The organism is Cypionkella sp. TWP1-2-1b2 (genome assembly GCF_049896245.1).
Lineage (GTDB): Bacteria > Pseudomonadota > Alphaproteobacteria > Rhodobacterales > Rhodobacteraceae > Cypionkella.
In genome coordinates this window covers 1-19,768 of sequence record NZ_JAFCTX010000031.1, presented here as the reverse complement: position 1 = coordinate 19,768, position 19,768 = coordinate 1, and the positions used below count along the sequence as shown (strand labels likewise).

The following is a 19,768-nucleotide window of genomic DNA, read 5'->3' as shown; positions in this document are numbered from 1 at the left end:
CTATTCTTGCCGGATATTCCGCGAGAGTGAAAGGCACTAGTTTGATCACAGCGGGTCACAACGACCCGATCAACCCGGAGAGTAAAATGACCCGTATCGCCACAGCCGCCAACATCGCCGAGGCTCCGATTGCAGCACAGCCCTTGTTGGAGGCGGTGAAAAAGCAGCTTGGTATCGTGCCAAACCTGTTCCGTGTTGTCTCAAACAGCCCCGCAGCCCTAGAAGGCTACCTTGGTTTGTCGGGGGCTTTGGGCAAAGGCACCCTGCCCGCAGCCACCCGCGAACGCATCGCGCTGGCGGTGGCCGAAATCAATGGCTGCAGCTATTGCCTGTCGGCGCACAGCTATCTTGGCAAGATCCTCGCCAAGGTGGATGAGTCAGAAATCCTTGCTAACCGGATGGGCCATTCCAACGATCCCAAAGCCGATGCGGCGGTGCATTTCGCAGCACTTGTGACCAAAGCACGCGGCCATGTCAGCGATGACGATCTGCGCGCGGTGAAGCTGGCAAGGTATGACGACGCGCAAGTGGTTGAAATCGTGCTTCATGTCGCGCTGAACACTTGGACGAATTACATCAGCGAGGTCGCACAGACCGTGATCGACTTCTCCCAAGCCAAAGCTCTCGCCGCCTGATCCTTGCAATATGGTGCTGCCCAAATGTGGGCGGCACATCACCCGGAGCAAACCGATGTCACGCCCGCCCCTTCCGCCCTTCACCTTGGAAACCGCCGCGCAAAAGGCCCGCATGGCGGAGGATGCCTGGAATTCGCGCGACCCCGCCCGGGTTGCTTTGGCCTATACCGAGGACAGCCACTGGCGCAATCGTGCCGAGTTTCTGACAGGCCGCGCCGAGATTGTGGCGTTTCTGACCGCCAAATGGGAGCGCGAGCTGGATTACCGCCTGATCAAAGAGATTTGGGGCACTTTGGGCAACAGGATCGCGGTGCGCTTTGCCTATGAATGGCACGATGCGGCGGGGCAGTGGTTTCGCAGTTATGGCAATGAAAACTGGCAGTTCGATGCGGATGGTTTGATGCAGCAACGTCACGCCAGCATCAATGATCTGGCGATCCGTGAGGCCGCGCGCAAATTTCACTGGCCGCTGGGGCGCAGGCCGGATGATCATCCCGGCCTCAGCGCGCTTGGGCTTTGAAAGGTCAGCAGATGGGTTATTCGAGCGATGTTGCATTCTCGGGCGCAGTTAAGGCAGCGCAGACCCGCAAAGGCTCTCGGCGGGCCTATGCGGAGCAGGAAGCTGCGGGCGGTTGGCAGACCGAAATCAGCGATGCGTTGCGCGGCTTAATCGCCGCGCAGACCAGCGTGTTTCTGGCCACTGCCAGCGGTGACGGCCAGCCCTATATGCAGCATCGCGGTGGCCCACCGGGGTTTCTGCGGGTAATCGACAGTCAGACCTTGGGCTTTGTCGATTTCAGCGGCAACCGTCAGTATATCACAACGGGCAATCTGGCGGAAAATCCCAAGGCCCAGCTGTTCCTGATCGACTACGCCCAGCGTCGCCGCATCAAGATTTGGGGCACCGCGCAGGTTATTGAGGGCGACGGCGATCTGGTCGCAAGTCTGATGCCCGCAGGCTACAAAGCCCGGCCCGAACAGGTTATCTTGTTCACGGTCACGGCGTGGGATGTCAACTGCCCACAGCATATCCCGCAGCGCTTTGAGGCCGTGGATGTGGCGCGCCTACTTGCCGACCGCGATGCCAAGATTGCGGCGCTGGAGGCAGAGCTTGCCGATCTTAGGGGTCAGATTGCCGGACTACCAACGCAGCATCCGACGCCCTAGCAACGCGCTGATCAGAGTGACAATCAGAATGGCGGTGCCATACCACGTCACGAAAAACAGCGGATTGTCGCGGGTGCAGAACAGCGAATACCCGATGGTGACACCACTCGCGGCGGTTAGTCCGACAAGGGCACCTGACAGGGTTGGCGCGCTGGCGGCACCTTGTTGCACCAGTCGCAGCATCACCACCACCGGAACGATCGACAACAGCAAGATCGAGCCTAAGCATTCTTCCAGCGAAAACGTTCCCACCTCGGCAAAGCGGGCGGAGGGCTCGCGAAGGGCGAAGGCCCCGATCCACAGCGCAAGCGCCGCCAGCAGGGGCACAGCATAGAACCACACTGTAGCCCCGGTCCGCGCCTCGGGTCTGATCAGGCGCAGCACCAGCAGTAGAGACAAGCCGCAAGTGATCAGCGGCAGCAGGGTTTTGAACGGCACAACGGGGTTAGACCATGCAAGCAGCAAGCCATGACGGGCGCCAAGCACCAACAGAAACAGCGCAACGGGAATAAGGATCGACAAGGCCATCATAATGCCAAGCCGGGCGGGGCGAAGGACTGTCTGCACGGCTTCGGTGGATAGGCGGGCGATCAGATCATCGGTCTGCATCATGGCTGATCCCTGCGGCCCAATGCGGCCATCCGCTTCATCGCGCGGTGAAAAGTGACGCGCAGATTGGCCGGGCTGATCTGCAAGCGCGCGCTGACATCGGCTTGTGTCTCATCGCGCAGCGCCAAAGCCCGCACCACCTCTGCCGAGCGCGGGTCAAGCTGGCCGAGCAGGTGATCGACTTCCGCCCGATCATCGCGCGCGGTCAGCGGGCTGGCTATATCCTCGGCAGGCAGCACGTCGCTGTAATCTTCGATGGGCAAATGCACTGCCGCGCCGCGCTTGCGGTAAGCGTCAATGATTTTGTAGCGGGTGATCGCATACAGCCATGGCCGCAGCGGATGGGCTGCATCCCAAGTGTGGCGCTTCAGATGGATGCCAAGCAAAACGTCCTGCACAATATCCTCGTGTTGGTCGGGGGGAAGCGTGCGGCTGCGCGCCCGCACAATTCCCCGGACAATCGGTGTGACGGCGTGCAGAAACCGGGCGTAGGCTTGTCTGTCATCTGCATTCGCCGCCTTCAGCAGCGTGGCCAAAGGGTCTTCGGTCAGCTGCATTCCCTTGTCCTTTCGCGGCACAGAGGCGGTTCGTTACAAGCGATAGGCGATTATTCTGCATTACGCTATCAGCGCACAATGTTTGAACACCCCCGATTTTCTTTGAACACCAAAGCGTGAGCCGCGTAACAGCGCCGAATTTTGCGCGAATGGACTGCCGAGAGCCAATGAATGATCCAGCAAGCGCGCCGTTGCGCAATCGCCCTTAACTTTCAGGAGAATACCAATGCACCCCTCGCGCCGTTCCGTTCTGACCAGCCTTATCCTCGGCACCGCTGCCGCCCGTTTTGGGATGTTTGGGCGGGCCGCGCAGGCAGGCGAAAGTTTTGCTGTGACCCATACCGACGCCGAATGGCGCGCCATGCTGACGCCCGCGCAATATCAGGTGCTGCGCGAGCAGGGCACCGAACGCGCCTTTAGCAGCCCGCTGCTGGAAGAACACCGCAAGGGCAGCTTTGCCTGTGCTGGTTGCGATTTGCCGCTGTATTCCTCGGACACCAAGTTTGACAGCGGCACCGGCTGGCCCAGCTTTTGGCAACCGCTGAAAGGTGCTGTTGGCACGTCCGAGGACACCTCGGGGTTTGGCACCCGTACCGAAGTGCATTGCAGCCGCTGCGGCGGCCATCTGGGCCATGTGTTCAATGATGGCCCGCAACCAACCGGCCTGCGCTACTGCATGGATGGCGTCGCCCTGACGTTCCACGCCACTTGAACCCCGCAACGAGAAGGAACGCATCATGCTTCTGCTTCTTCTTGCCTTTGTCGGCGGTATGCTGACCATCGCCAGCCCCTGCATCCTGCCCGTGTTGCCGTTCGTGTTCGCCCGCGCGGGACAGCCGTTTGTCAAAAGCACCCTGCCGATGCTGACAGGCATGGCCGCAACCTTCGCCGCCGTCGCGTCATTGGCGGCAGTGGGCGGCGATTGGGCGGTAACTGCGAACCAATATGGCCGCAGCATCGCTTTGGCGGTGATGGCGGGCTTCGGGATGATCCTGCTGTTTCCGGCGGTGGCCGACAAGCTGACCCGGCCCGTGGTCGCGCTTGGCGCGCGGCTGTCCGACAATGCCGACCGCAACCGCCGCGCGGGCGGATCGGTCGTTGTGGCCTCGCTGTTGCTGGGCGTGGCGACGGGCCTGCTTTGGGCCCCCTGCGCCGGACCGATGCTGGGTTTGATCCTGACTGGGGCGGCAATCAACGGCGCGAACCTTGCCACCAGCCTGTTGCTGCTGGCCTATGCTTTGGGCGCGGCAACATCGCTCGCCTTGGCGCTGCTGGTTGGTGGTCGGGTGTTTCAGACGATGAAACGCTCGCTTCCCGTTACAGTATGGCTGCGTCGCGGCTTTGGCGTCGCAGTCATCCTGGCTGCGGTGGCGATTGGGCTGGGCGTTGACACCAAATTTCTGGCGCAGGCGTCTTATGCCAGCACAGCCAATCTGGAACAGCGCTTGCTGAATAGCATGACCGATCCGCAGGCCTTGCCAGCCCCCGACAACGCGCTGTTGCAAAGCGCCCCCGCTGCTGCGACCGATGGCATGATGGAAACCGATATCATCCAGATCAAGGCCCAGAAGATCAAGCTGACCCTGCCTGTCGAGCCTACCACGCCAAACCTGAAAGGCGCTGTGCAATGGCTGAACTCGGAACCGCTCAGCATGGCGCAACTGAAAGGCAAGGTCGTGCTGGTCAATTTCTGGACCTTCGGTTGTATCAACTGCCTGCACACCTTGCCCTATGTGAAAGATTGGGCGGCAAAATACGCAGATCAGGGCTTTGTGGTGATCGGCGTGCATTCACCTGAATTTGCCTACGAGAAAGATCGTGACAATGTTAAAAACGCCGTCGCCGATCTGGGCATCACTTTCCCTGTTGCTCTGGACAATGATTTCACGATCTGGCGGCAGTTCAACAACCGCTACTGGCCCGCGCAATATCTTATAGATGCCGACGGCCAAGTGCGCTTCCACCACTTTGGCGAAGGCAGCTACGATCAGTCTGAACAAGCGATCCGGCAGTTGATTGCCGAGCGTGACAAGGCCTCTCCGTAACCGCCACCCTATAATCCGCCATTTTCCATACGATCACTGAAAGGAAACACCATGACCAAGACCCTGAACAACATCCCAAAACCAACCCGCCGCCCGGCTTTGCGCGCGGTGCTGGCGCTGACCGCTCTGATGGGTGGCACGATGCTGCTGCCGATCACCGCCAGCTTTGCGGGCGAAGGCATTGCAATTCCGGCCCCCAACCTTGACGAGGCCGCGACCGCAGGCACCGAAACCGCGATCTTTGCGGGCGGCTGCTTTTGGGGCGTCCAAGGCGTGTTTCAGCATGTCGATGGCGTGATCAGCGCCACCTCTGGCTATACCGGCGGTCAAGATGCAAGCCCCAGCTATGATATGGTCAGCACCGGCACCACCGGCCATGCCGAGGCGGTTAAAATCGTTTATGATCCGGCGAAAGTCACCTACGGCCAACTTCTGCACATCTTCTTCTCGGTGGTAACAGACCCAACCACGCTGAACTACCAAGGCCCCGATCACGGCACGCAATACCGCTCGGCGATTTTCCCGACCAATGCGGCTCAATCCAAAATCGCCAAGGCCTACATCACCCAGCTTGGCGCAGCCAAAGTGTTCAACGGTGCTATTGTCACCACGATTGAACCGCAGGCCAAATTTTTCGCAGCCGAGGATTATCATCAGGATTTCCTGACGCTGAACCCGACCTATCCCTATATCGTGGCGAATGATCTGCCGAAAGTCGCCGATTTGAAGCAGTTGTTCCCAGATGATTATAAGACCAAGCCGGTTTTGGTGATGAACTAAGTTTTAACCAGTTAACCGTTAAAACATCAGACCCACGGCACAAGGCATAAAAGATGCCGTGGGTTATTTGACACTGAAACAGCTCAACGCACTCAGGTAGTCCGTAAATCCAATGGAAATGCACCAGATCAAATACTTTCTGGCGGTGACGCGGACGCTGAATTTCACCCGTGCGGCGGATCAATGCAACGTGACCCAACCATTGCTGACCCGCGCGATTCAGAAGCTGGAGGACGAATTCGGTGGGGCGTTGTTCAACAGCGAACGTGCGCTGACCCATCTGACCGAACTGGGCCGCATGGTGCTGCCGCATCTTGAGCAAACCTATGAGGCAGCAGAGGCAGCAACTTCGCTTGCCAGCAGCATTGGGCGGGCAGAGGTTGCTCCGCTGGTCATCGGGGTGGCGCATGGGCTAAATTTGCCGGTGCTGGACCAGATATTGGCCACTTTGGTCACCACATTGCCTGCGTTGGCGATAGATCTGCGCAGCGGCACGTCTGATCAGTTGCTCGATACCGCATTGAAAGGCGGTATTGATTTGCTGATCATAGCCCAGCCAGAGCAAGCGCGTGAACGGCTAGAGACTTGGCCGCTATTTGTGCAACGCTACGAAATGGCGATCTGTGTAGGTCATCGGCTTGCCAATGGCCCGCCGCTTTGCATGGCAGAAGTGGCGGCGGATGCTTGGATCGACGGTGGCGACGAAGGCGCGGCTTTGTGGCGTGCTGCTACCACGGCGATTGGCCTGACACCCAGCTTTCGGCATCGGGTTGAAAGCCAAAGTCAAACTCTGCGACTGGTGGCTTTGGGGCTTGGGCATGCGATCGTGCCTGCGGGCATATCCGCTTCGGGCACCGCGGCTGTCAGCTTAAGCGATTGCGAGTTATGCCAAAACATCCTTCTGGCTGCCGTGGCAGGTCGCCGCCGCGGACGTGCAGCCGATGCGTTCATGCGTGCGGCGCGGGCGCGCGATTGGCAGGAAAGTGCGTCGGAGACAGCCGATCAGGCGGGTCTGGTCAGGCTGGACAATGCGCACAGCACGGCAGCAGGTTCTGCCCGGTGATGAAAGTCGGGATCGACAAAAGCGAAATGCACCTGCCGGGCGCGATCTAGCAGAAACGTGGCGGGCGAGGGCAACAAACCATTGGCGGTGCTGTAAGCCTCGGCCAGATCAAAGCCATCCGCGCGGAACTCTTGCAACACCACAGGCCCCACCGGAAACGCCAAGCCATATCGCAACGCGACACCCAGATCAGGGTCGCACAAAACCACCACCCTATCGCCCGCAATCTGCGCCAAACCCGCCAATCGCCCACCAGTTTCCGGCGTCACGATAATCAACCGCCCGCCTGCTGCGACCAGTGCATCGCGATTCTCGGCCCAAGCGCCGATTTCTTCCTCACAATACGGGCACCAACTGCCGCGATTGAAACTTAACACCACGGGTCCGTCGGCCAGAAGATCACTCAACCTGCGCAAGCGGCCACTGGCATCCGGCAGCGCAAAGTCAGGCGCAACCGTCCCCACATGCGGCGCACCCGCCATGGCATCCGACGCCCGCAGCCGCGCAATCAGCGCATCGTAGCTTTCCAGCCAAGCGCCGGGAAGCGTGCGGCACGCAGCAAGGCGCAAAGCAAGGGGGGCAGGGTTTTTCATCGCTCTATCATTGTGCAAATCCCGCGCCACATAAAGAGCTTTACTCGCATGGGTTTCATGCACGCAAAGCATGGACGGCGCTGCTTGACAGCCTATGGGCATTGAAAGCATAGGTAAGTGGCATTTTCTATTTTACGCGCACTGGGGCACCCTAATTTCAATCGGTCGCTGACGGATCGGTTCTAACCTGTCGGGCCTGCTGCCAATACTGGCGATGTCCGCATCAAATTGGAGACTTCCGATGAACCGTTTTCTGATTGCACTGGCACTCTCAACCGCATTCACCGCTCCGGCATTTGCCGAAACTATGGCCAAGGATATGGCGTGCAGCGCCTTCTCGGCGATGGATTCTGATGGCATGATGGCGACGATGAAAGACGCAAAAATGGCAGGCGACGCGATGGCATCCGGTGATGCGATGGCATCCGGTGATGCAATGGCATCGGGTGATGCGATGGCTTCGGGTGACGCCATGGCGATGAGCCCTGAAGATGAGATGGCCGCTGTGGTCAAGACCTGCAAAGAGCATCCCGACATGATGCTGATGGATGCAATGCATCCCAAGATGTGATCTGCTCTGGGCACCGGGGATACCTCGGTGCCCACCATTTTTTCTCATTAACGCACCCTCTTACTTGATCAGGATAGCAGATGAGCGTCACCGAACCCATGGCTATGCCTGCCCAAACCGCAGTTCAGGGCGGCGATATGGTTGATCGGCATCGCCTGTCGACGCGGCTTTGGCACTGGACCAATGCCATAACCATCGTGATCATGCTTATGAGTGGGCTGATGATCTTCAATGCACATCCCCGGCTGTATTGGGGCGCTTATGGTGCCAACCCCGATTATGCTTGGCTGCAAATCGGCGCGACCGAGGCCAGCACCGGCTTTGTGCGCGTGGGCACTGTCACAGTCGACACCACCGGCGTTCTGGGCCGTTGGACCGACAGCGACGGCATGGTGCGCAACCGCGCCTTCCCCTCTTGGGCGACGCTGCCGCAAAGTTATAATCTGGCACTGGCGCGGCGCTGGCATCTGACATTTGCTTGGGTGTTCGCCGTGGGCCTTGCCGCCTATCTGCTCCGCAGCGTGGTCAACCGTCATTTGCAACGCGACCTGTTGCCGACCGCCGAAGAAGTCCGCCCTGCGCATATCTGGTCCGACATCAAGCACCATGCCAAATTGCAATTCCCAACCGGAGTGGCGGCGCTACGCTACAATATCTTGCAGAAATTCGCGTATCTGTCGGTGCTGATCGTCCTGATACCCGGCATGATTTTGACAGGTTTTACCATGTCGCCCGGCTTGAACGCATCTATGCCATGGCTGCTTGATCTTTTCGGGGGCCGGCAATCTGCCCGATCTTTGCACTTCATCTTCGCGATGGGGATTGTGGGGTTCATCGTGGTGCATCTGCTGATGGTGGTGCTGGCGGGGCCAATCAACGAGGTCCGCTCGATGATTACAGGCCGCTACCGCTTGCCAAAGGAGAAAAACTGATGGCCCTTCTGACCCGCAGATCCGTGCTGACCGGACTTGGCTTTTCCACAATCATCGGCACCACCGCAGGCCTTGTGTTGAGCCCAAGCTTTCGCGATCTTGTGCTGGGTAGCGGCGAGAAACTGGCATACCAGACCCACCGCCTGATCGGGCGCAACGCTTTAGCGCCAGAGTTTACCGAAGCCGATATGTCGCCTGATTTCCGCACCAACGGCAACACCATGCCCAAGTCATCAGACTACCAACGCCATATGGAAACCAATTTCGCCAACTGGCAGTTGCAGGTCGATGGCCTTGTCAGCGCCCCGAAAAGCTTCACGCTGGTAGCGCTGAAAGCCATGCCCGCCCGCACCCAGATCACCCGCCACGACTGTGTTGAGGGTTGGAGCGCGATTGGCAAATGGACCGGCGTGCCGCTCAGCGCGCTGCTGTCGCACGTCTCGCTGCTGCCCGCCGCGCGTTATCTGGTGCTGCATTGTGCGGATGATTTCGGCGGCGATGCCTATTACGAAAGCATTGATCTTGTTGATGCTTTCCATCCCCAAACCATCCTCGCCCATACCATGAACGACCAACCGCTGTCGGTCGGCCATGGCGCGCCGCTGCGCCTGCGGGTCGAGCGGCAACTGGGCTACAAGCAGGCGAAATACATCATGCGGATTGAAGCCACAGCCACCCTCGCTGCGACGGGTCTTGGCAAAGGCGGTTTCTGGGAAGACCAGATCGGCTATGATTGGTATGCAGGTATATAGGCCATGAAACGGGTGCATAAGGCATATTATTGGGATCAGCAAATATTGGATATAGGTCCGATCCAATGGAGCGACTACCGGCGCCAATGACCGCGTCGATGCATCTGTTCTGCAAATGGCTGCTTTCTATCCAAAACGTTCCTTATCTCAATCAAAATTCCGGCTCGGAAATAACAACTTAGTCCGCTCTCGGGTGACGGTTCGATCTGACACTGCCGCCAAGAGGCCGCTTTGCCTCATCTGCACGACCATCATTTGCGTCAATCATGACCGGGCGACCAAGAGTCGACAGAAGCGGCGACATATCTTCAATGCACTCGGCGATCAGGTGCAAGATCACCATCGGCCCCGAACAGTGGCAATGGCGTTGGTGCTGCAAGGGCTTTGGCATCCCAAAGAGCGCTACGGCGGTTCAGGCCCAAAGAAGCGAAGGCATCCGCCTCGGCCAGCCGCCATAGGCTTTCTGCGTCGGAATACCCATTGCCGCGCGAAGATGAGATCTACACTGCATCTCCTTGATCTGGCGAAAGCCGAGCCGTAACGCCAGCGCGACGCCATGTCTCGGTTCAATGGTTCGATCCCAGAATGAATTGTTCACCGAGACTGGGCGCACGTCGACGCCATGATCGCGCGCATCGCGGACAAGTTGAGCGGGGGCGTAGAATCCCATCGGCTGGCTGTTCAGCAGCGCGCAGATGAAAATCGCTTGATGATGGCATTTCAACCAATACGAGACATAGACCAGCCGCGCGAAACGCGCGGCTTGGCTTTCCAGAAAACCAAAGTTGCCGGACCCCTCAATCTGCGCAAAACACCGGGTGGCAAAGTCGGCATCATATTCATTTCGCTTGGCGAGAGGTGCGCGTCAGTGTCGACACTCAGGGCAAGCAACTCACAGACGCAAACTATCAGCCAATTTCGACGGCAGCCGCAGCCTCGGCGGCGACGCCCGACCCGCTCCCCTCAACATAAGGTGACAAAGCGCTGCGAATGTCTGCCGTCATCCGGGGCAATCGCAAGCGCATGAGTTCAATGCGTTCTAGATGTATAGTCCCGCTGAGAGGTGTTACGATTGAAGTCTCAGAGATGGAGGCACTATGGGACAGGTTCTTCACGGCAGCGCCACCACGACAGCGGCGGTCCGTCGAGCGATACAGCGGAGTGAAGAGAGCGTAAGGGCGCTTGCTCGGCACTTTGCGATCAGCCCGACGACGGTTCAGAAATGGCGCAAACGGACCACGGTTTCCGATCAGCCGCTGGGCCCTGCGGCACCCCACTCCACGGTTCTCAGCATTGAGCACGAGGCGATGATCGTCGCCTTCCGTCGGCACAGCCTGTTGCCGCTCGACGACTGCCTTTATGCCCTGCAGCCGACGATTCCGGGTCTGACGCGATCCTCCCTGCACCGTTGCCTGCACCGTTGCCTGCAGCGTCACGGCATATCCCGTCTGGCCGACATGGACGGCGAGGCACCCGCAAGGAAGAAGTTCAAAGCCTACCCTATCGGCTTCTTTCACATCCGCCGCCCGGCAGTGGTTTGCCCGCAAACCACGAGAGGGGGTATTGCCGAGGTCAGGTCTGGCGAAGGCAAGCTCTACATGTTCGTAGCCATTGATCCGTTGCCCGGCAGGTGATTGCGCAGCAATCGCCGAGAGGGGCACATCAAAACTTGCCATCGTCCGGCTCTATGAACAGGCCGACAGACCCACGGCCGTGATCTTTCTTGAGGCCGTCCTGGAGGCGGTTCCCTACAAGATCAACATCATCCTGACCCCCTCTCGGCGTTTGAAGGCAACCGCCTGCCGGGCAACGGATAATGGCATCCAATTCGCTGAACAGCCGAGAAACCGAAACACCGTGATCTCGCGCCTCAGCCGCTTCGACATGATCTGCACTGCCAACGAAATCGAGCACCGCCTGACCAAACCCAACCATCCGTGGAGCCATGAGGATCAGAAAACAGTCCGGCGGACTGTTTTCCCGAATGGCGGCCAGGTCGAGCGCATGAACCGGACAATCAAGGAAGCCACCGTCAAACGCTACCATTATGACGACCACGAATAACTGCGCCGACACCTTGATTTGTTCATAGATACCTACAACCACGCCCGACGACTCAAGACCCTCAAGGGACTCACACCAGCACAGTTCATCTGGAAGGAATGGCAGGCAAGGCCGGAACTCTTCTATGAAGAGCCGTGCTACTTGACATCGGGACTATACACCTAGACAGACAATGCATTGCAGAGATTATAATGCGTATCATTCAGAAATCAGCGCCAATGCGGTTTGTTCATCAGTAATCAGTGTCGTGGGAACTATGGTCTTAATGGTTGCACGCAATGCGACTAATTTGTCTTTTCCACCCGAGATCAGTACGCGCTCTGGTGTGCGCCGTAGGCGTGCGAGATTGACCGAGATCACGCGGCTGTTCACTTCATGGTTCACCAGATCACCGTTTGCATCGATGAAGTTATACAAGACGTCGCCAATTGCCCCCGCCTCGACGAGAGAGCGGCGGTCTGCTTCAGAGAGGTAGCCCGTCCGGTAACTGGTGGTCAGCGAGCTGATGCCGCCACAAGAGAGGAGCGCCATGTCTAGTTTGTCAGCCATCTCGAATATCGCCGAAAGCCCGCACCGCTCCAGAAGTGCGTGCTTGGTCTCCGCGCTGTCGACGACGGCGGGCGCGGGGATCAAAAAGCCCTCGCCCTGAAACAGTTCGGCAAACTGCCAGGCGAATTCAGCGGGGTTGAAGCGGCGTGCAGCAGCGATACCGCCCAAAAGCGATACAACGCGAAAGTCGTCCAGTGTGGCACCTGTGATGAAGGGCAGAGTGTTGAACAAGGTTCGGCCCCAGCCCACACCGACTGTCATGCCAGCCTTCATCTCGCACGATATGAAGTAGCCTGCGGCGGCGGCGATGACTTTGACGGGATCAGCCTCGGCGTCTGAAAAAGGCGCTACGATGACCCGGTTTATGCCAAACCGCGTTTCGACATCCCGCTCAATCAGCAAAGTCTCGGTCAGCGGAGCTGCAATCGTGATACGAACTTCGTTTCTGCGGCGCGCATCGGCCAGAAGGCGGACGACCATTACGCGGCTGATGCCAAGCTGGGTTGCGATATCGTTCTGCGTCGAACCCTCGACGTGATACAGCCAGATGGCACGTGCCCGAAGCCTGTCAGCCTCGCTTTGAATGCCGAAGCTATGAGTTGCAGGTTGCATGACAGGTTCCAGCCTTGTGATCAGCCAAGAACCTCGGCAGCGTTGATCAGCCGCTGGGCGATCCGCGCAACCCGGTCCGGGCATTCGATTTGGGGAATATGCCCTGCGCCTGTCAGAAGATGAAGCGCGAATTCACCATCTGCCAAGATGCCATGCGCGGATGGCACAATATGGTCGCTGCGGCCCCACAGAATCTGTGTGGGCAGGTCAATGCGCGAAAGAGCTGCGCGCAGGTCAAAGGCTTGTACGCCGTCCGGAAACAGGGCTGAGGCCATGTCCGCCTGGCACGCGCGCAAAGACGCATCCTCACGCGAGCGCATCGCGGCACGCGCATAATCATCGCTGATGCCCTCCGGAGTCGCCGTCAGCTTTCGCAACCAAGGAGCCAAACTTTCGACGCGACTGGCGCGGACAATGCCGTTCAGGGCTGCTGCGTCAATTTCCGGGCCAAGACCGGCAGGGGCGATCAGCGTCAGACTGGCGATGCGCCGCCCCCGGATGTCGGCCAGCGCCAGCGCCAAGGCCGCGCCAAGCGAATGGCCGACGATGTGAACATCTTCCAAATCCCGTGTGGCTTCGTCGAAAGTCTCGACTATCATACGCGACAGGTCCTGAAAGCTGCGGACATGCCGTTTGGGGGACTTGCCGTGACCAGGAAGGTCAATTCGCACCAAGGGGCGCGTAGGGCCGAGGGCCTTCTCGAACGGGGCCCAGGACTGGCTGTCGGCGGTGAAGCCATGCAACAGGATCACGGATTTGCCGTCACCCTTGCGGCGCGAAATGTTCAGGGAGCCCGACTCGCGTATCCAGCCAGGTGCGGATGCTGATTCAGCGGCAACATGTGCTGTGCGTTGCACCAAAAGATCCGTCACGTCGTCGTGTTGAACCCGACCAAGCGGGCCAGTACCGGTGACCTCTGACAGGGTCAGCCCAGCGTCTCTTGCCGCCTTGCGTGCGGCAGGTGTTGCACGTTTTGCCAAGGTTGAGATGGGTTGCGCCACGTCGGCAGACTGAACCGGAAGAACCGCTTCGACAGGAACAGGTTTTGCTGCGGCCTCAACGGGCGTGGGAGGCAGGCTGACAGCCATGCCTTCGGGATAAATCCATGCCACGATGGCACCTACAGCGACTTTGTCGCCGGGTTTGGCCGTTATGTGATGCAGCAGACCTGTCGCAGGCGCTTCCACTTCCATGGCGGCCTTGTCCGTCTCGATGTCGAATAGCGGGGCGCCCTGTTTGACAAGTTCGCCCTCTGCTACATGCCAGACCGCAAGCGTGCCATGGGTCATGTCCATGTCAACCTTGGGCAAAATCACTTCAATCGGTTGCGGTGCAACCGCTGAGGCCGGACTCTGTGACGCAGGCGCTTCGGGCCCAGTCGCCATTTGCAGATCAAATGCCTCACCCTCTGCGTACAGCCAAGCGATCGTTGTGCCCACAGCCACCTTGTCGCCCGGCTGTGCCGCGATTCGGCGCAAATAGCCCGTCTCGGAGGCTTCGACCTCCATCGCGGCTTTATCGGTTTCAATATCGAACAAGGGTGCCCCCTTTTGGACCAGCTCACCCTCTGACACGTGCCAGGTGGACAGCGTGCCGTGGGACATGTCCATATCCACCTTAGGCAGAATAACTTCGAGCGGCATGGATCTAAACCTCGCGGCGCACAAGGCGCCGGGCGGCAGCCTCGATCGTGTTAACCTGTGGCACCGAGGCGCGTTCCAGATCCGGGTTGTACGGCACTGGAGCATCTGCTGCCCCAAGGCGCAGGATCGGCGCGTCAAGATAATCGAAGGCATCGCTTTCCGCGACCATCGCGCTGATTTCGGCCCCGACGCCATAGGCTTTGACGCCTTCGTAGACTACCAGAAGTTTACCTGTCTTGCGCACCGACGTCAGGATGGTCTCGCGGTCGATAGGACGGATCGAACGCAGGTCGATCACCTCGACATTCATGCCTTCGGCGGCAAGTTTATCGGCGGCCTCCAGTGCGCGGTGCAGCATGATGGAGCCTGCAACGATGGTCAGATCCGTCCCGGTGCGGCGCACTAGGGCTTTGCCGATCGGTGTCAGATAACTTCCTTCGGGCACATGACCCTTCATCTTGTACAGCAACTTGTGTTCGAAAATCATCACTGGATCCGGGTCGGCCAAGGCGGCCAGCAGCATCCCCTTGGCGTCTTCCGGTGTGGAGGGCTGCAGCACCTTTAGCCCGGGGACATGGCCAAACCACGCCTCGATGCTTTGACTGTGTTGAGCAGCGGCACCCGTGCCAGAGCCTGACGGCATCCGAAACACCACGGGAACCGAGGCCTCACCGCCCAGCATATAGCGCAATTTCGCGGCTTGGTTGACGATCTGCTCCATCGCAAGCATAGCGAAATCGGAAAACTGAAACTCAAAAATCGGCTTCAGGCCGGTCAGCGCAGCACCCACTGCGACGCCTGCGCCGCCCAGTTCGGAAATTGGCGTGTCCATTACGCGGTCTGGGCCAAAACGGTCGATTAAATCCAATGTTACCTGAAAGGCACCGCCATAGACGCCGATATCTTCACCCATCAGAATCACGGTTGGGTCGGCTTGCATGGCGATGGCCATGGCTTCGCGGATTGCCTCGGCATAGGACAGTATACGTTGATCGGTTCCGCCCGCTGTCACAGGATTGGTTACAACATTCATGTTCAAGCCTCTGCGTAGACGTAGCGGGTGACTTCGGACAGTTGCGGCGAAGGGCCGGATTTTGCGAATTCGATGCCCTTTTGCACGTCGGCCACGGCTTCTGCGGCAACGGCATCAGCGGCAGCGTCATCCAGAACGCCATGCGCAATCAACTCGGCCCGGAAGCGGGCAATCGGGTCTTTTGCCATCCATTCTTCAATTTCGCTCTTCGTTCGGTAGCGATTACGGTCGGATTTGGAATGGCCGCGCCAGCGGTAGGTCAGGTTTTCGACTAGACTTGGCCCTTCGCCCGCCCGGGCACGGACAATGGCGTGGTGCAACGCTTCTGAGACGGCGGAGAAATCGTTGCCGTCTACCGTGACGCCGGGCATGGAGTAAGCGGCCGCACGCTCTGATATGAACTTGACGGCAGTGGATCGGGCAGTGGAAGTGGACATGCCGTAGCCATTGTTTTCACATACAAAAATCACAGGAAGCTTCCAGACGCTGGCGATGTTCAGCGCCTCGTGGAACGCGCCTTCGTTGTTGGCACCGTCCCCGAAGAAACAAACCGTCACGTCGGACTTGCCCAACCGCTTTGCCGACAAGGCAGCCCCAACAGCGATGGGCAGCCCGCCGCCGACAATGCCGTTGGCCCCAAGGTTACCGGTCTTTATGTCAGCGATATGCATAGAGCCGCCTCGCCCGTGACAGTAGCCGGTTTCCTTGCCGAAGAATTCCGCGAACATCCGGCCCACATCGGCACCTTTGGCGATGCAATGGCCGTGGCCACGGTGCGTCGAGGTGATCTTGTCAGCGTCGGTCAGTTCCATGCAGGTTGCCATGGCACTGCCCTCTTGGCCGATGGACAGGTGCATGGTGCCGTGGATCAGACCACGGGTGTAGCTGTCCTCAGCGCCTTCTTCAAAGCGGCGGATCAGGTACATCCGCTTTAGAGCCTCACGCAGTTGGGCGGGCGAGTACTGGCGAATGGCGAATGGGCGATTATCCGGGGAGAGTGCTGGTTCAGCCATCTTTACAACCCCAGCATCGCGTCTTGCCGCGCCCGCAGGACGGCGATCTTGCTGTTGGCCGGCACGGCAGCGTTGGAGCGCGTAATCAGATCGCCCTTCTTGATCGGTGCGGTCACTTTGGCTCCGGTCAAAAGCCCGCAAGGAATGGCCCCAGCCGTTCGGGCTTCGGCGGCGGTCATGATCCAGGCGCGGTAGCAATATTCCCCGATCTGATCGAGCGTTTCGCCCACTGCCATGTCTTTCTTGGCCAGAGCACAAACCTCGGCAACAGGACGGGCCATCGGCACCATGTCGGCCTTGCCATACAGAACCACGCGAGCGCAGGTAAGTGGCACTTCGAGAGAGGTCAAATGATAGGGGCGGAAGAACGTGAAGTACGGACCTTCCCCCATTTTGAGGTCTTCCATGCGTTCCCGGATACGCGGATGGTCCATCTCGGCCACTACAAAAACGCCAGGGGCGACGCCCTTGCCGATGGAGTAATCCACGCGTCCTTCGCTGGATGACAGGACACCACCTGCCGAGGTCGGGATCAGCACTTTGTTCAGCTCATCACGCGAACAGGCCGGTCCATGCATGCCGGGGCGGTCAGGGATCAGGCCGGTTGCATTGGCTATCGCAGCCATTTCCACCATGGTTTTGGAGCCGTCCACAAATTCGACCAACATGCGCGGGTTCATGTGACGGCGGACGGCTTCCTCGGTGTATGTGTCTGGGGTGGCGTCAAAGTTAAGCGGATTGTTCTTGCCTTTGCCCGCACTGATGATGCGGTGGCCCATGGCGCTGACAAACTCGATCAGCTCCATGCAGGATGATGGCTCGTCTCCCGCGCCGAGCGAATAGATTACGCCAAGACGCTCTGCCTCTGATCGAAGATAGGCACCAATCGTCACATCGGCTTCGACATTCATCATCACCAAATGCTTGCCGCGTTCCATGGCCGCAAGGCCGATCTCTGCACCGACCGAGGGAATGCCCGTGGCGTCAATCACCACATCAATCAGGCCAGATTCCAGCAGCGTTTCGACTTTTTGAGTTGTGGCGATGCGGCCCTGCTCGATGGCTGCGTTCAGCGCGTCCGTTGTCTCGGTCGCAACGGCGCGGTCAGGGTCGCCGTAGGCAATTGTCACCGAGCGCCCGGCCGCCTGCGGGTTCAGTTCACTGATGGCACCTATTTCAATGCCGCGCATGTGGGCGACGCGGCTGACAATGTCAGTGCCCATCTCGCCGGCCCCAACAAGACCGATCCGCACGGGCTTGCCTGTTTCAGCGCGCGCTGCCAAGTCTTTGGCCAAGCCCGTCAGGGCTACATTCGTGGGCATTGCGGTTCTCCTATTTGCAGCTGCCACAAGATAAGTGTACATTTGCAATTTTGTCAATCATAAGTTCAACTAGAGCACGTCCAAGTTCGTCAGAAAAACTGGATTGACAGGTCGTGTTTTCTGCACACACTACATGAATGTGGAGTGAAAGTTCACAACGTGGCATTTTAGACCCTGAAGCATGGCAGGAACGTGTGCGACTGGGGAGCTGTCACGCAATTAAGGCTTAGTGCAGATCACAATTTGGGAGGAGTATGGAATGAACACATCTACAAGAGGGCTTTCCCGCCGGTCGTTTTTGCGCAACGGCGCGGCGTTCGGCTTGGCTACCGTGCCTGCTGGCTTTGCGCTGCCTGCACTGGCCAGTTCTGACTTGCCCGACATCCAGTCGATTCTCGACAAGATCTCCGTCGCGGGCTATGTCCGTGAGGACTATCGCAAGCTGTATAATATGACCGATGATCCGTTGTGGGACCCCAAGAAGGACTGGATTCGCACGGTCGACTGGGAAAAGGTTCGTAGCGAACAGGCCGGAAAGACCGTCCGTTTTGCCATTGGTGCAGCCGATGCCGATTCCGCCGCCGCAGGTCTTAAGCCATTTGAGGAACTGTCGGGCATCAAGGTCGAGTTGGTCCCGATCCCGGATGACAGCTTCTACGACAAGGCGATTGCCGAGTTCATCTCTGGCAATGCCTCGTTCGACGCGCTTCAGTTCTTCTCGGCTTGGTTGGGCGATTTTGCTGGTCCGGGCTTTCTTGCCCCCTTGGACGACTATGCCGCCAAATGGAACCTGCCGCTGGACGATTTCTATGACACCTATCGCCTGAACTACGGTTACTTCGGTGGCAAACTGGTCGGTATCCCGTTCGACTGCGACATCCAGATGGTTCACGTCCGCAACTCGGTTATGGAAAAGGTTCTGGGCGGCCCGGTGGATCGAGCCTTGTCGATCCCAACCTATGACGAACTGATCCGCATTTCCGGTGAGGCGAACAAGCTGGGTGGCGGCGTGGCAGGCATCGGGATGCTGGGTGCACGCGGCTTTTGGGCGACCTACACATGGGAGCATATTGCGGCCCAAGCCGGGATGCAGCTGTTCGACGACAACTTCCAGCCGCTGTTGACCTCTGATGCCTCGATGAAGGGCATGGATATCCTGCTGCAACTGTCCAAAAACGCTATTGAAGGTGTTTCGGGCGCAAGCTGGGGTGAAAACCGAGCAGCATGGCTGGGCGGTCAGGTTGCCACCAACATCTCCTGGCAGGATTCCGGCACACAAGCCATGCGTCCCGACCAGTCCAAGATTGTTGGTGATTTCACCACCATTTATGAACCACGTATTGCGGGTGGCGTCTGGGCTCCGCCGAATATCGCGGGTTCAACGTCTTGCGTCACAGCGACCGCGCAAAACCCAGAGGGCGCCTTCCTGATGCTGGCCTTCCTGACGACCAGTTCCATCATGGCGATGAACGAAGCCAATGCAAATGGCGTGGCGCCGGGCTATCGTTCGGTTCTGGCCAACGAAAAACTGCGTGAAGTGTCGCAGCCGATGAAGGTCTGGTCCGAAAGCCTGGATCACGCTTGGTGCAGCCCGCGTATCCCCGGCATGTTCGAGATGGAACAGGCATTGGGCAACGAGATCAACCGCGCGATCACCGGCCAAATCACCGGCAAGGAAGCGCTGGAGAACGGCCAGAAGGCTTGGGCTGCCATCCTGACCAAGAACGGCTTTGGCACAGATAAGGCACCGGTTCAGTATGCGGATGTGAAAGCTGGCACCTATGTGGGTGCAGGCAAGCCGCTGCCATTCTGATCCGATGGCCGACAG

General features: G+C 58.8%; 19 protein-coding genes and 2 pseudogenes. 12 read left to right on the top strand and 9 right to left on the bottom strand.

Features of this window, described 5'->3' with window-relative positions; genetic code table 11:
• Positions 1 to 86 precede the first annotated feature (86 nt).
• The 3 genes from ACP7AP_RS17775 to ACP7AP_RS17765 are packed head-to-tail and all read left to right on the top strand — an operon-like array spanning position 87 to position 1,802.
• The gene (locus tag ACP7AP_RS17775) at positions 87 to 635 is read left to right on the top strand and encodes a carboxymuconolactone decarboxylase family protein (protein WP_426036222.1); all 549 of its coding nucleotides are present in this window, start codon (positions 87 to 89) and stop codon (positions 633 to 635) included.
• A gap of 55 nt (positions 636 to 690) precedes the next feature.
• A complete protein-coding gene (locus ACP7AP_RS17770) occupies positions 691 to 1,155 on the top strand; it encodes a DUF1348 family protein (RefSeq protein WP_426036220.1) in 465 nt (154 codons plus the stop codon).
• A gap of 11 nt (positions 1,156 to 1,166) precedes the next feature.
• Positions 1,167 to 1,802, top strand: coding sequence for a pyridoxamine 5'-phosphate oxidase family protein (locus ACP7AP_RS17765; RefSeq protein ID WP_426036218.1), 636 nt, complete (start codon positions 1,167 to 1,169; stop codon positions 1,800 to 1,802).
• Here ACP7AP_RS17765 and ACP7AP_RS17760 read toward each other — a convergent pair.
• Both ACP7AP_RS17760 and ACP7AP_RS17755 read right to left on the bottom strand, forming a co-directional pair.
• Positions 1,776 to 2,414 (bottom strand): NrsF family protein, encoded by a 639-nt coding sequence (locus ACP7AP_RS17760; RefSeq protein WP_426036216.1) that lies wholly within the window; start codon positions 2,412 to 2,414, stop codon positions 1,776 to 1,778. The two genes, ACP7AP_RS17765 and ACP7AP_RS17760, sit on opposite strands and share 27 nt — an antisense overlap.
• A complete protein-coding gene (locus tag ACP7AP_RS17755) occupies positions 2,411 to 2,968 on the bottom strand; it encodes a sigma-70 family RNA polymerase sigma factor (RefSeq protein WP_426036214.1) in 558 nt (185 codons plus the stop codon). Before ACP7AP_RS17755 ends, ACP7AP_RS17760 begins: the two co-directional genes overlap by 4 nt.
• Before the next feature lie 226 nt (positions 2,969 to 3,194).
• Between ACP7AP_RS17755 and msrB the strand changes: the two genes are divergently transcribed.
• The 4 genes from msrB to ACP7AP_RS17735 all read left to right on the top strand — a co-directional run bounded on the left by msrB (position 3,195) and on the right by ACP7AP_RS17735 (position 6,856).
• On the top strand, positions 3,195 to 3,680 hold the full coding sequence (gene msrB, locus ACP7AP_RS17750; RefSeq protein WP_426036212.1) for a peptide-methionine (R)-S-oxide reductase MsrB: 486 nt from the start codon (positions 3,195 to 3,197) through the stop codon (positions 3,678 to 3,680).
• A gap of 25 nt (positions 3,681 to 3,705) precedes the next feature.
• Entirely contained in the window at positions 3,706 to 5,013 is a 1,308-nt protein-coding gene (locus tag ACP7AP_RS17745) for a cytochrome c biogenesis protein DipZ (RefSeq protein WP_426036210.1), read from the top strand.
• Between the two features lie 51 nt (positions 5,014 to 5,064).
• A complete protein-coding gene (gene msrA, locus ACP7AP_RS17740; RefSeq protein WP_426036208.1) occupies positions 5,065 to 5,793 on the top strand; it encodes a peptide-methionine (S)-S-oxide reductase MsrA in 729 nt (242 codons plus the stop codon).
• Positions 5,794 to 5,911: 118 nt separating this feature from the next.
• Entirely contained in the window at positions 5,912 to 6,856 is a 945-nt protein-coding gene (locus ACP7AP_RS17735) for a LysR family transcriptional regulator (RefSeq protein WP_426036206.1), read from the top strand.
• Here ACP7AP_RS17735 and ACP7AP_RS17730 read toward each other — a convergent pair.
• The gene (locus ACP7AP_RS17730; protein WP_426036204.1) at positions 6,796 to 7,449 is read right to left on the bottom strand and encodes a peroxiredoxin-like family protein; all 654 of its coding nucleotides are present in this window, start codon (positions 7,447 to 7,449) and stop codon (positions 6,796 to 6,798) included. The genes ACP7AP_RS17735 and ACP7AP_RS17730 overlap by 61 nt on opposite strands.
• Before the next feature lie 241 nt (positions 7,450 to 7,690).
• Between ACP7AP_RS17730 and ACP7AP_RS17725 the strand changes: the two genes are divergently transcribed.
• The 3 genes from ACP7AP_RS17725 to ACP7AP_RS17715 all read left to right on the top strand — a co-directional run bounded on the left by ACP7AP_RS17725 (position 7,691) and on the right by ACP7AP_RS17715 (position 9,704).
• Complete coding sequence (locus ACP7AP_RS17725) at positions 7,691 to 8,020, top strand: hypothetical protein (RefSeq protein WP_426036202.1); 330 nt, start codon at positions 7,691 to 7,693, stop codon at positions 8,018 to 8,020.
• 80 nt (positions 8,021 to 8,100) lie between these two features.
• A complete protein-coding gene (locus ACP7AP_RS17720; RefSeq protein WP_426036200.1) occupies positions 8,101 to 8,952 on the top strand; it encodes a cytochrome b/b6 domain-containing protein in 852 nt (283 codons plus the stop codon).
• Positions 8,952 to 9,704, top strand: a complete 753-nt coding sequence (locus ACP7AP_RS17715) for a molybdopterin-binding protein (protein WP_426036198.1) — start codon at positions 8,952 to 8,954, stop codon at positions 9,702 to 9,704. Before ACP7AP_RS17720 ends, ACP7AP_RS17715 begins: the two co-directional genes overlap by 1 nt.
• 335 nt (positions 9,705 to 10,039) lie before the next feature.
• Here ACP7AP_RS17715 and ACP7AP_RS17710 read toward each other — a convergent pair.
• Positions 10,040 to 10,551: pseudogene (locus ACP7AP_RS17710) on the bottom strand (error-prone DNA polymerase); the annotation flags it as partial.
• A 250-nt stretch (positions 10,552 to 10,801) separates the two neighbouring features.
• Here ACP7AP_RS17710 and ACP7AP_RS17705 point away from each other — a divergent pair.
• Positions 10,802 to 11,933: pseudogene (locus ACP7AP_RS17705) on the top strand (integrase core domain-containing protein).
• A gap of 33 nt (positions 11,934 to 11,966) precedes the next feature.
• Here the strand turns inward: ACP7AP_RS17705 and ACP7AP_RS17700 are convergent.
• From ACP7AP_RS17700 to ACP7AP_RS17680, 5 genes are read right to left on the bottom strand one after another with little or no spacing between them, the layout of a single operon-like run.
• On the bottom strand, positions 11,967 to 12,929 hold the full coding sequence (locus ACP7AP_RS17700) for a sugar-binding transcriptional regulator (protein WP_426036196.1): 963 nt from the start codon (positions 12,927 to 12,929) through the stop codon (positions 11,967 to 11,969).
• Positions 12,930 to 12,949: 20 nt separating this feature from the next.
• Positions 12,950 to 14,572, bottom strand: coding sequence for an acetoin dehydrogenase dihydrolipoyllysine-residue acetyltransferase subunit (locus ACP7AP_RS17695; protein WP_426036194.1), 1,623 nt, complete (start codon positions 14,570 to 14,572; stop codon positions 12,950 to 12,952).
• A gap of 4 nt (positions 14,573 to 14,576) precedes the next feature.
• Positions 14,577 to 15,605 carry an alpha-ketoacid dehydrogenase subunit beta gene (locus ACP7AP_RS17690; RefSeq protein WP_426036192.1) on the bottom strand — a complete coding sequence of 343 codons (1,029 nt, stop codon included), beginning with the start codon at positions 15,603 to 15,605 and terminating at the stop codon, positions 14,577 to 14,579.
• 2 nt (positions 15,606 to 15,607) lie between these two features.
• A complete protein-coding gene (locus tag ACP7AP_RS17685; RefSeq protein ID WP_426036190.1) occupies positions 15,608 to 16,618 on the bottom strand; it encodes a thiamine pyrophosphate-dependent dehydrogenase E1 component subunit alpha in 1,011 nt (336 codons plus the stop codon).
• A 2-nt stretch (positions 16,619 to 16,620) separates the two neighbouring features.
• Positions 16,621 to 17,940, bottom strand: coding sequence for an NAD(P)H-dependent oxidoreductase (locus ACP7AP_RS17680; RefSeq protein ID WP_426036188.1), 1,320 nt, complete (start codon positions 17,938 to 17,940; stop codon positions 16,621 to 16,623).
• Positions 17,941 to 18,199: 259 nt separating this feature from the next.
• Here ACP7AP_RS17680 and ACP7AP_RS17675 point away from each other — a divergent pair, with 259 nt between their 5' ends.
• Positions 18,200 to 19,753 (top strand): ABC transporter substrate-binding protein, encoded by a 1,554-nt coding sequence (locus ACP7AP_RS17675; protein WP_426036186.1) that lies wholly within the window; start codon positions 18,200 to 18,202, stop codon positions 19,751 to 19,753.
• Positions 19,754 to 19,768: the final 15 nt, after the last annotated feature.

What these genes read in the sequence shown, in the direction of transcription:
- ACP7AP_RS17715 (WP_426036198.1), top strand. Translation starts at nt 8,952, where the DNA reads ATGGCCCTTCTGACCCGCAGATCCGTGCTGACCGGACTTGGCTTTTCC.
- ACP7AP_RS17755 (WP_426036214.1), bottom strand. Translation starts at nt 2,968, where the DNA reads ATGCAGCTGACCGAAGACCCTTTGGCCACGCTGCTGAAGGCGGCGAAT.
- ACP7AP_RS17695 (WP_426036194.1), bottom strand. Translation starts at nt 14,572, where the DNA reads ATGCCGCTCGAAGTTATTCTGCCTAAGGTGGATATGGACATGTCCCAC.
- ACP7AP_RS17730 (WP_426036204.1), bottom strand. Translation starts at nt 7,449, where the DNA reads ATGAAAAACCCTGCCCCCCTTGCTTTGCGCCTTGCTGCGTGCCGCACG.
- ACP7AP_RS17690 (WP_426036192.1), bottom strand. Translation starts at nt 15,605, where the DNA reads ATGAATGTTGTAACCAATCCTGTGACAGCGGGCGGAACCGATCAACGT.
- ACP7AP_RS17775 (WP_426036222.1), top strand. Translation starts at nt 87, where the DNA reads ATGACCCGTATCGCCACAGCCGCCAACATCGCCGAGGCTCCGATTGCA.
- ACP7AP_RS17725 (WP_426036202.1), top strand. Translation starts at nt 7,691, where the DNA reads ATGAACCGTTTTCTGATTGCACTGGCACTCTCAACCGCATTCACCGCT.
- ACP7AP_RS17680 (WP_426036188.1), bottom strand. Translation starts at nt 17,940, where the DNA reads ATGCCCACGAATGTAGCCCTGACGGGCTTGGCCAAAGACTTGGCAGCG.
- msrB (WP_426036212.1), top strand. Translation starts at nt 3,195, where the DNA reads ATGCACCCCTCGCGCCGTTCCGTTCTGACCAGCCTTATCCTCGGCACC.
- ACP7AP_RS17765 (WP_426036218.1), top strand. Translation starts at nt 1,167, where the DNA reads ATGGGTTATTCGAGCGATGTTGCATTCTCGGGCGCAGTTAAGGCAGCG.
- ACP7AP_RS17675 (WP_426036186.1), top strand. Translation starts at nt 18,200, where the DNA reads ATGAACACATCTACAAGAGGGCTTTCCCGCCGGTCGTTTTTGCGCAAC.
- ACP7AP_RS17760 (WP_426036216.1), bottom strand. Translation starts at nt 2,414, where the DNA reads ATGATGCAGACCGATGATCTGATCGCCCGCCTATCCACCGAAGCCGTG.
- ACP7AP_RS17745 (WP_426036210.1), top strand. Translation starts at nt 3,706, where the DNA reads ATGCTTCTGCTTCTTCTTGCCTTTGTCGGCGGTATGCTGACCATCGCC.
- ACP7AP_RS17720 (WP_426036200.1), top strand. Translation starts at nt 8,101, where the DNA reads ATGAGCGTCACCGAACCCATGGCTATGCCTGCCCAAACCGCAGTTCAG.
- ACP7AP_RS17700 (WP_426036196.1), bottom strand. Translation starts at nt 12,929, where the DNA reads ATGCAACCTGCAACTCATAGCTTCGGCATTCAAAGCGAGGCTGACAGG.
- ACP7AP_RS17770 (WP_426036220.1), top strand. Translation starts at nt 691, where the DNA reads ATGTCACGCCCGCCCCTTCCGCCCTTCACCTTGGAAACCGCCGCGCAA.
- msrA (WP_426036208.1), top strand. Translation starts at nt 5,065, where the DNA reads ATGACCAAGACCCTGAACAACATCCCAAAACCAACCCGCCGCCCGGCT.
- ACP7AP_RS17685 (WP_426036190.1), bottom strand. Translation starts at nt 16,618, where the DNA reads ATGGCTGAACCAGCACTCTCCCCGGATAATCGCCCATTCGCCATTCGC.
- ACP7AP_RS17735 (WP_426036206.1), top strand. Translation starts at nt 5,912, where the DNA reads ATGCACCAGATCAAATACTTTCTGGCGGTGACGCGGACGCTGAATTTC.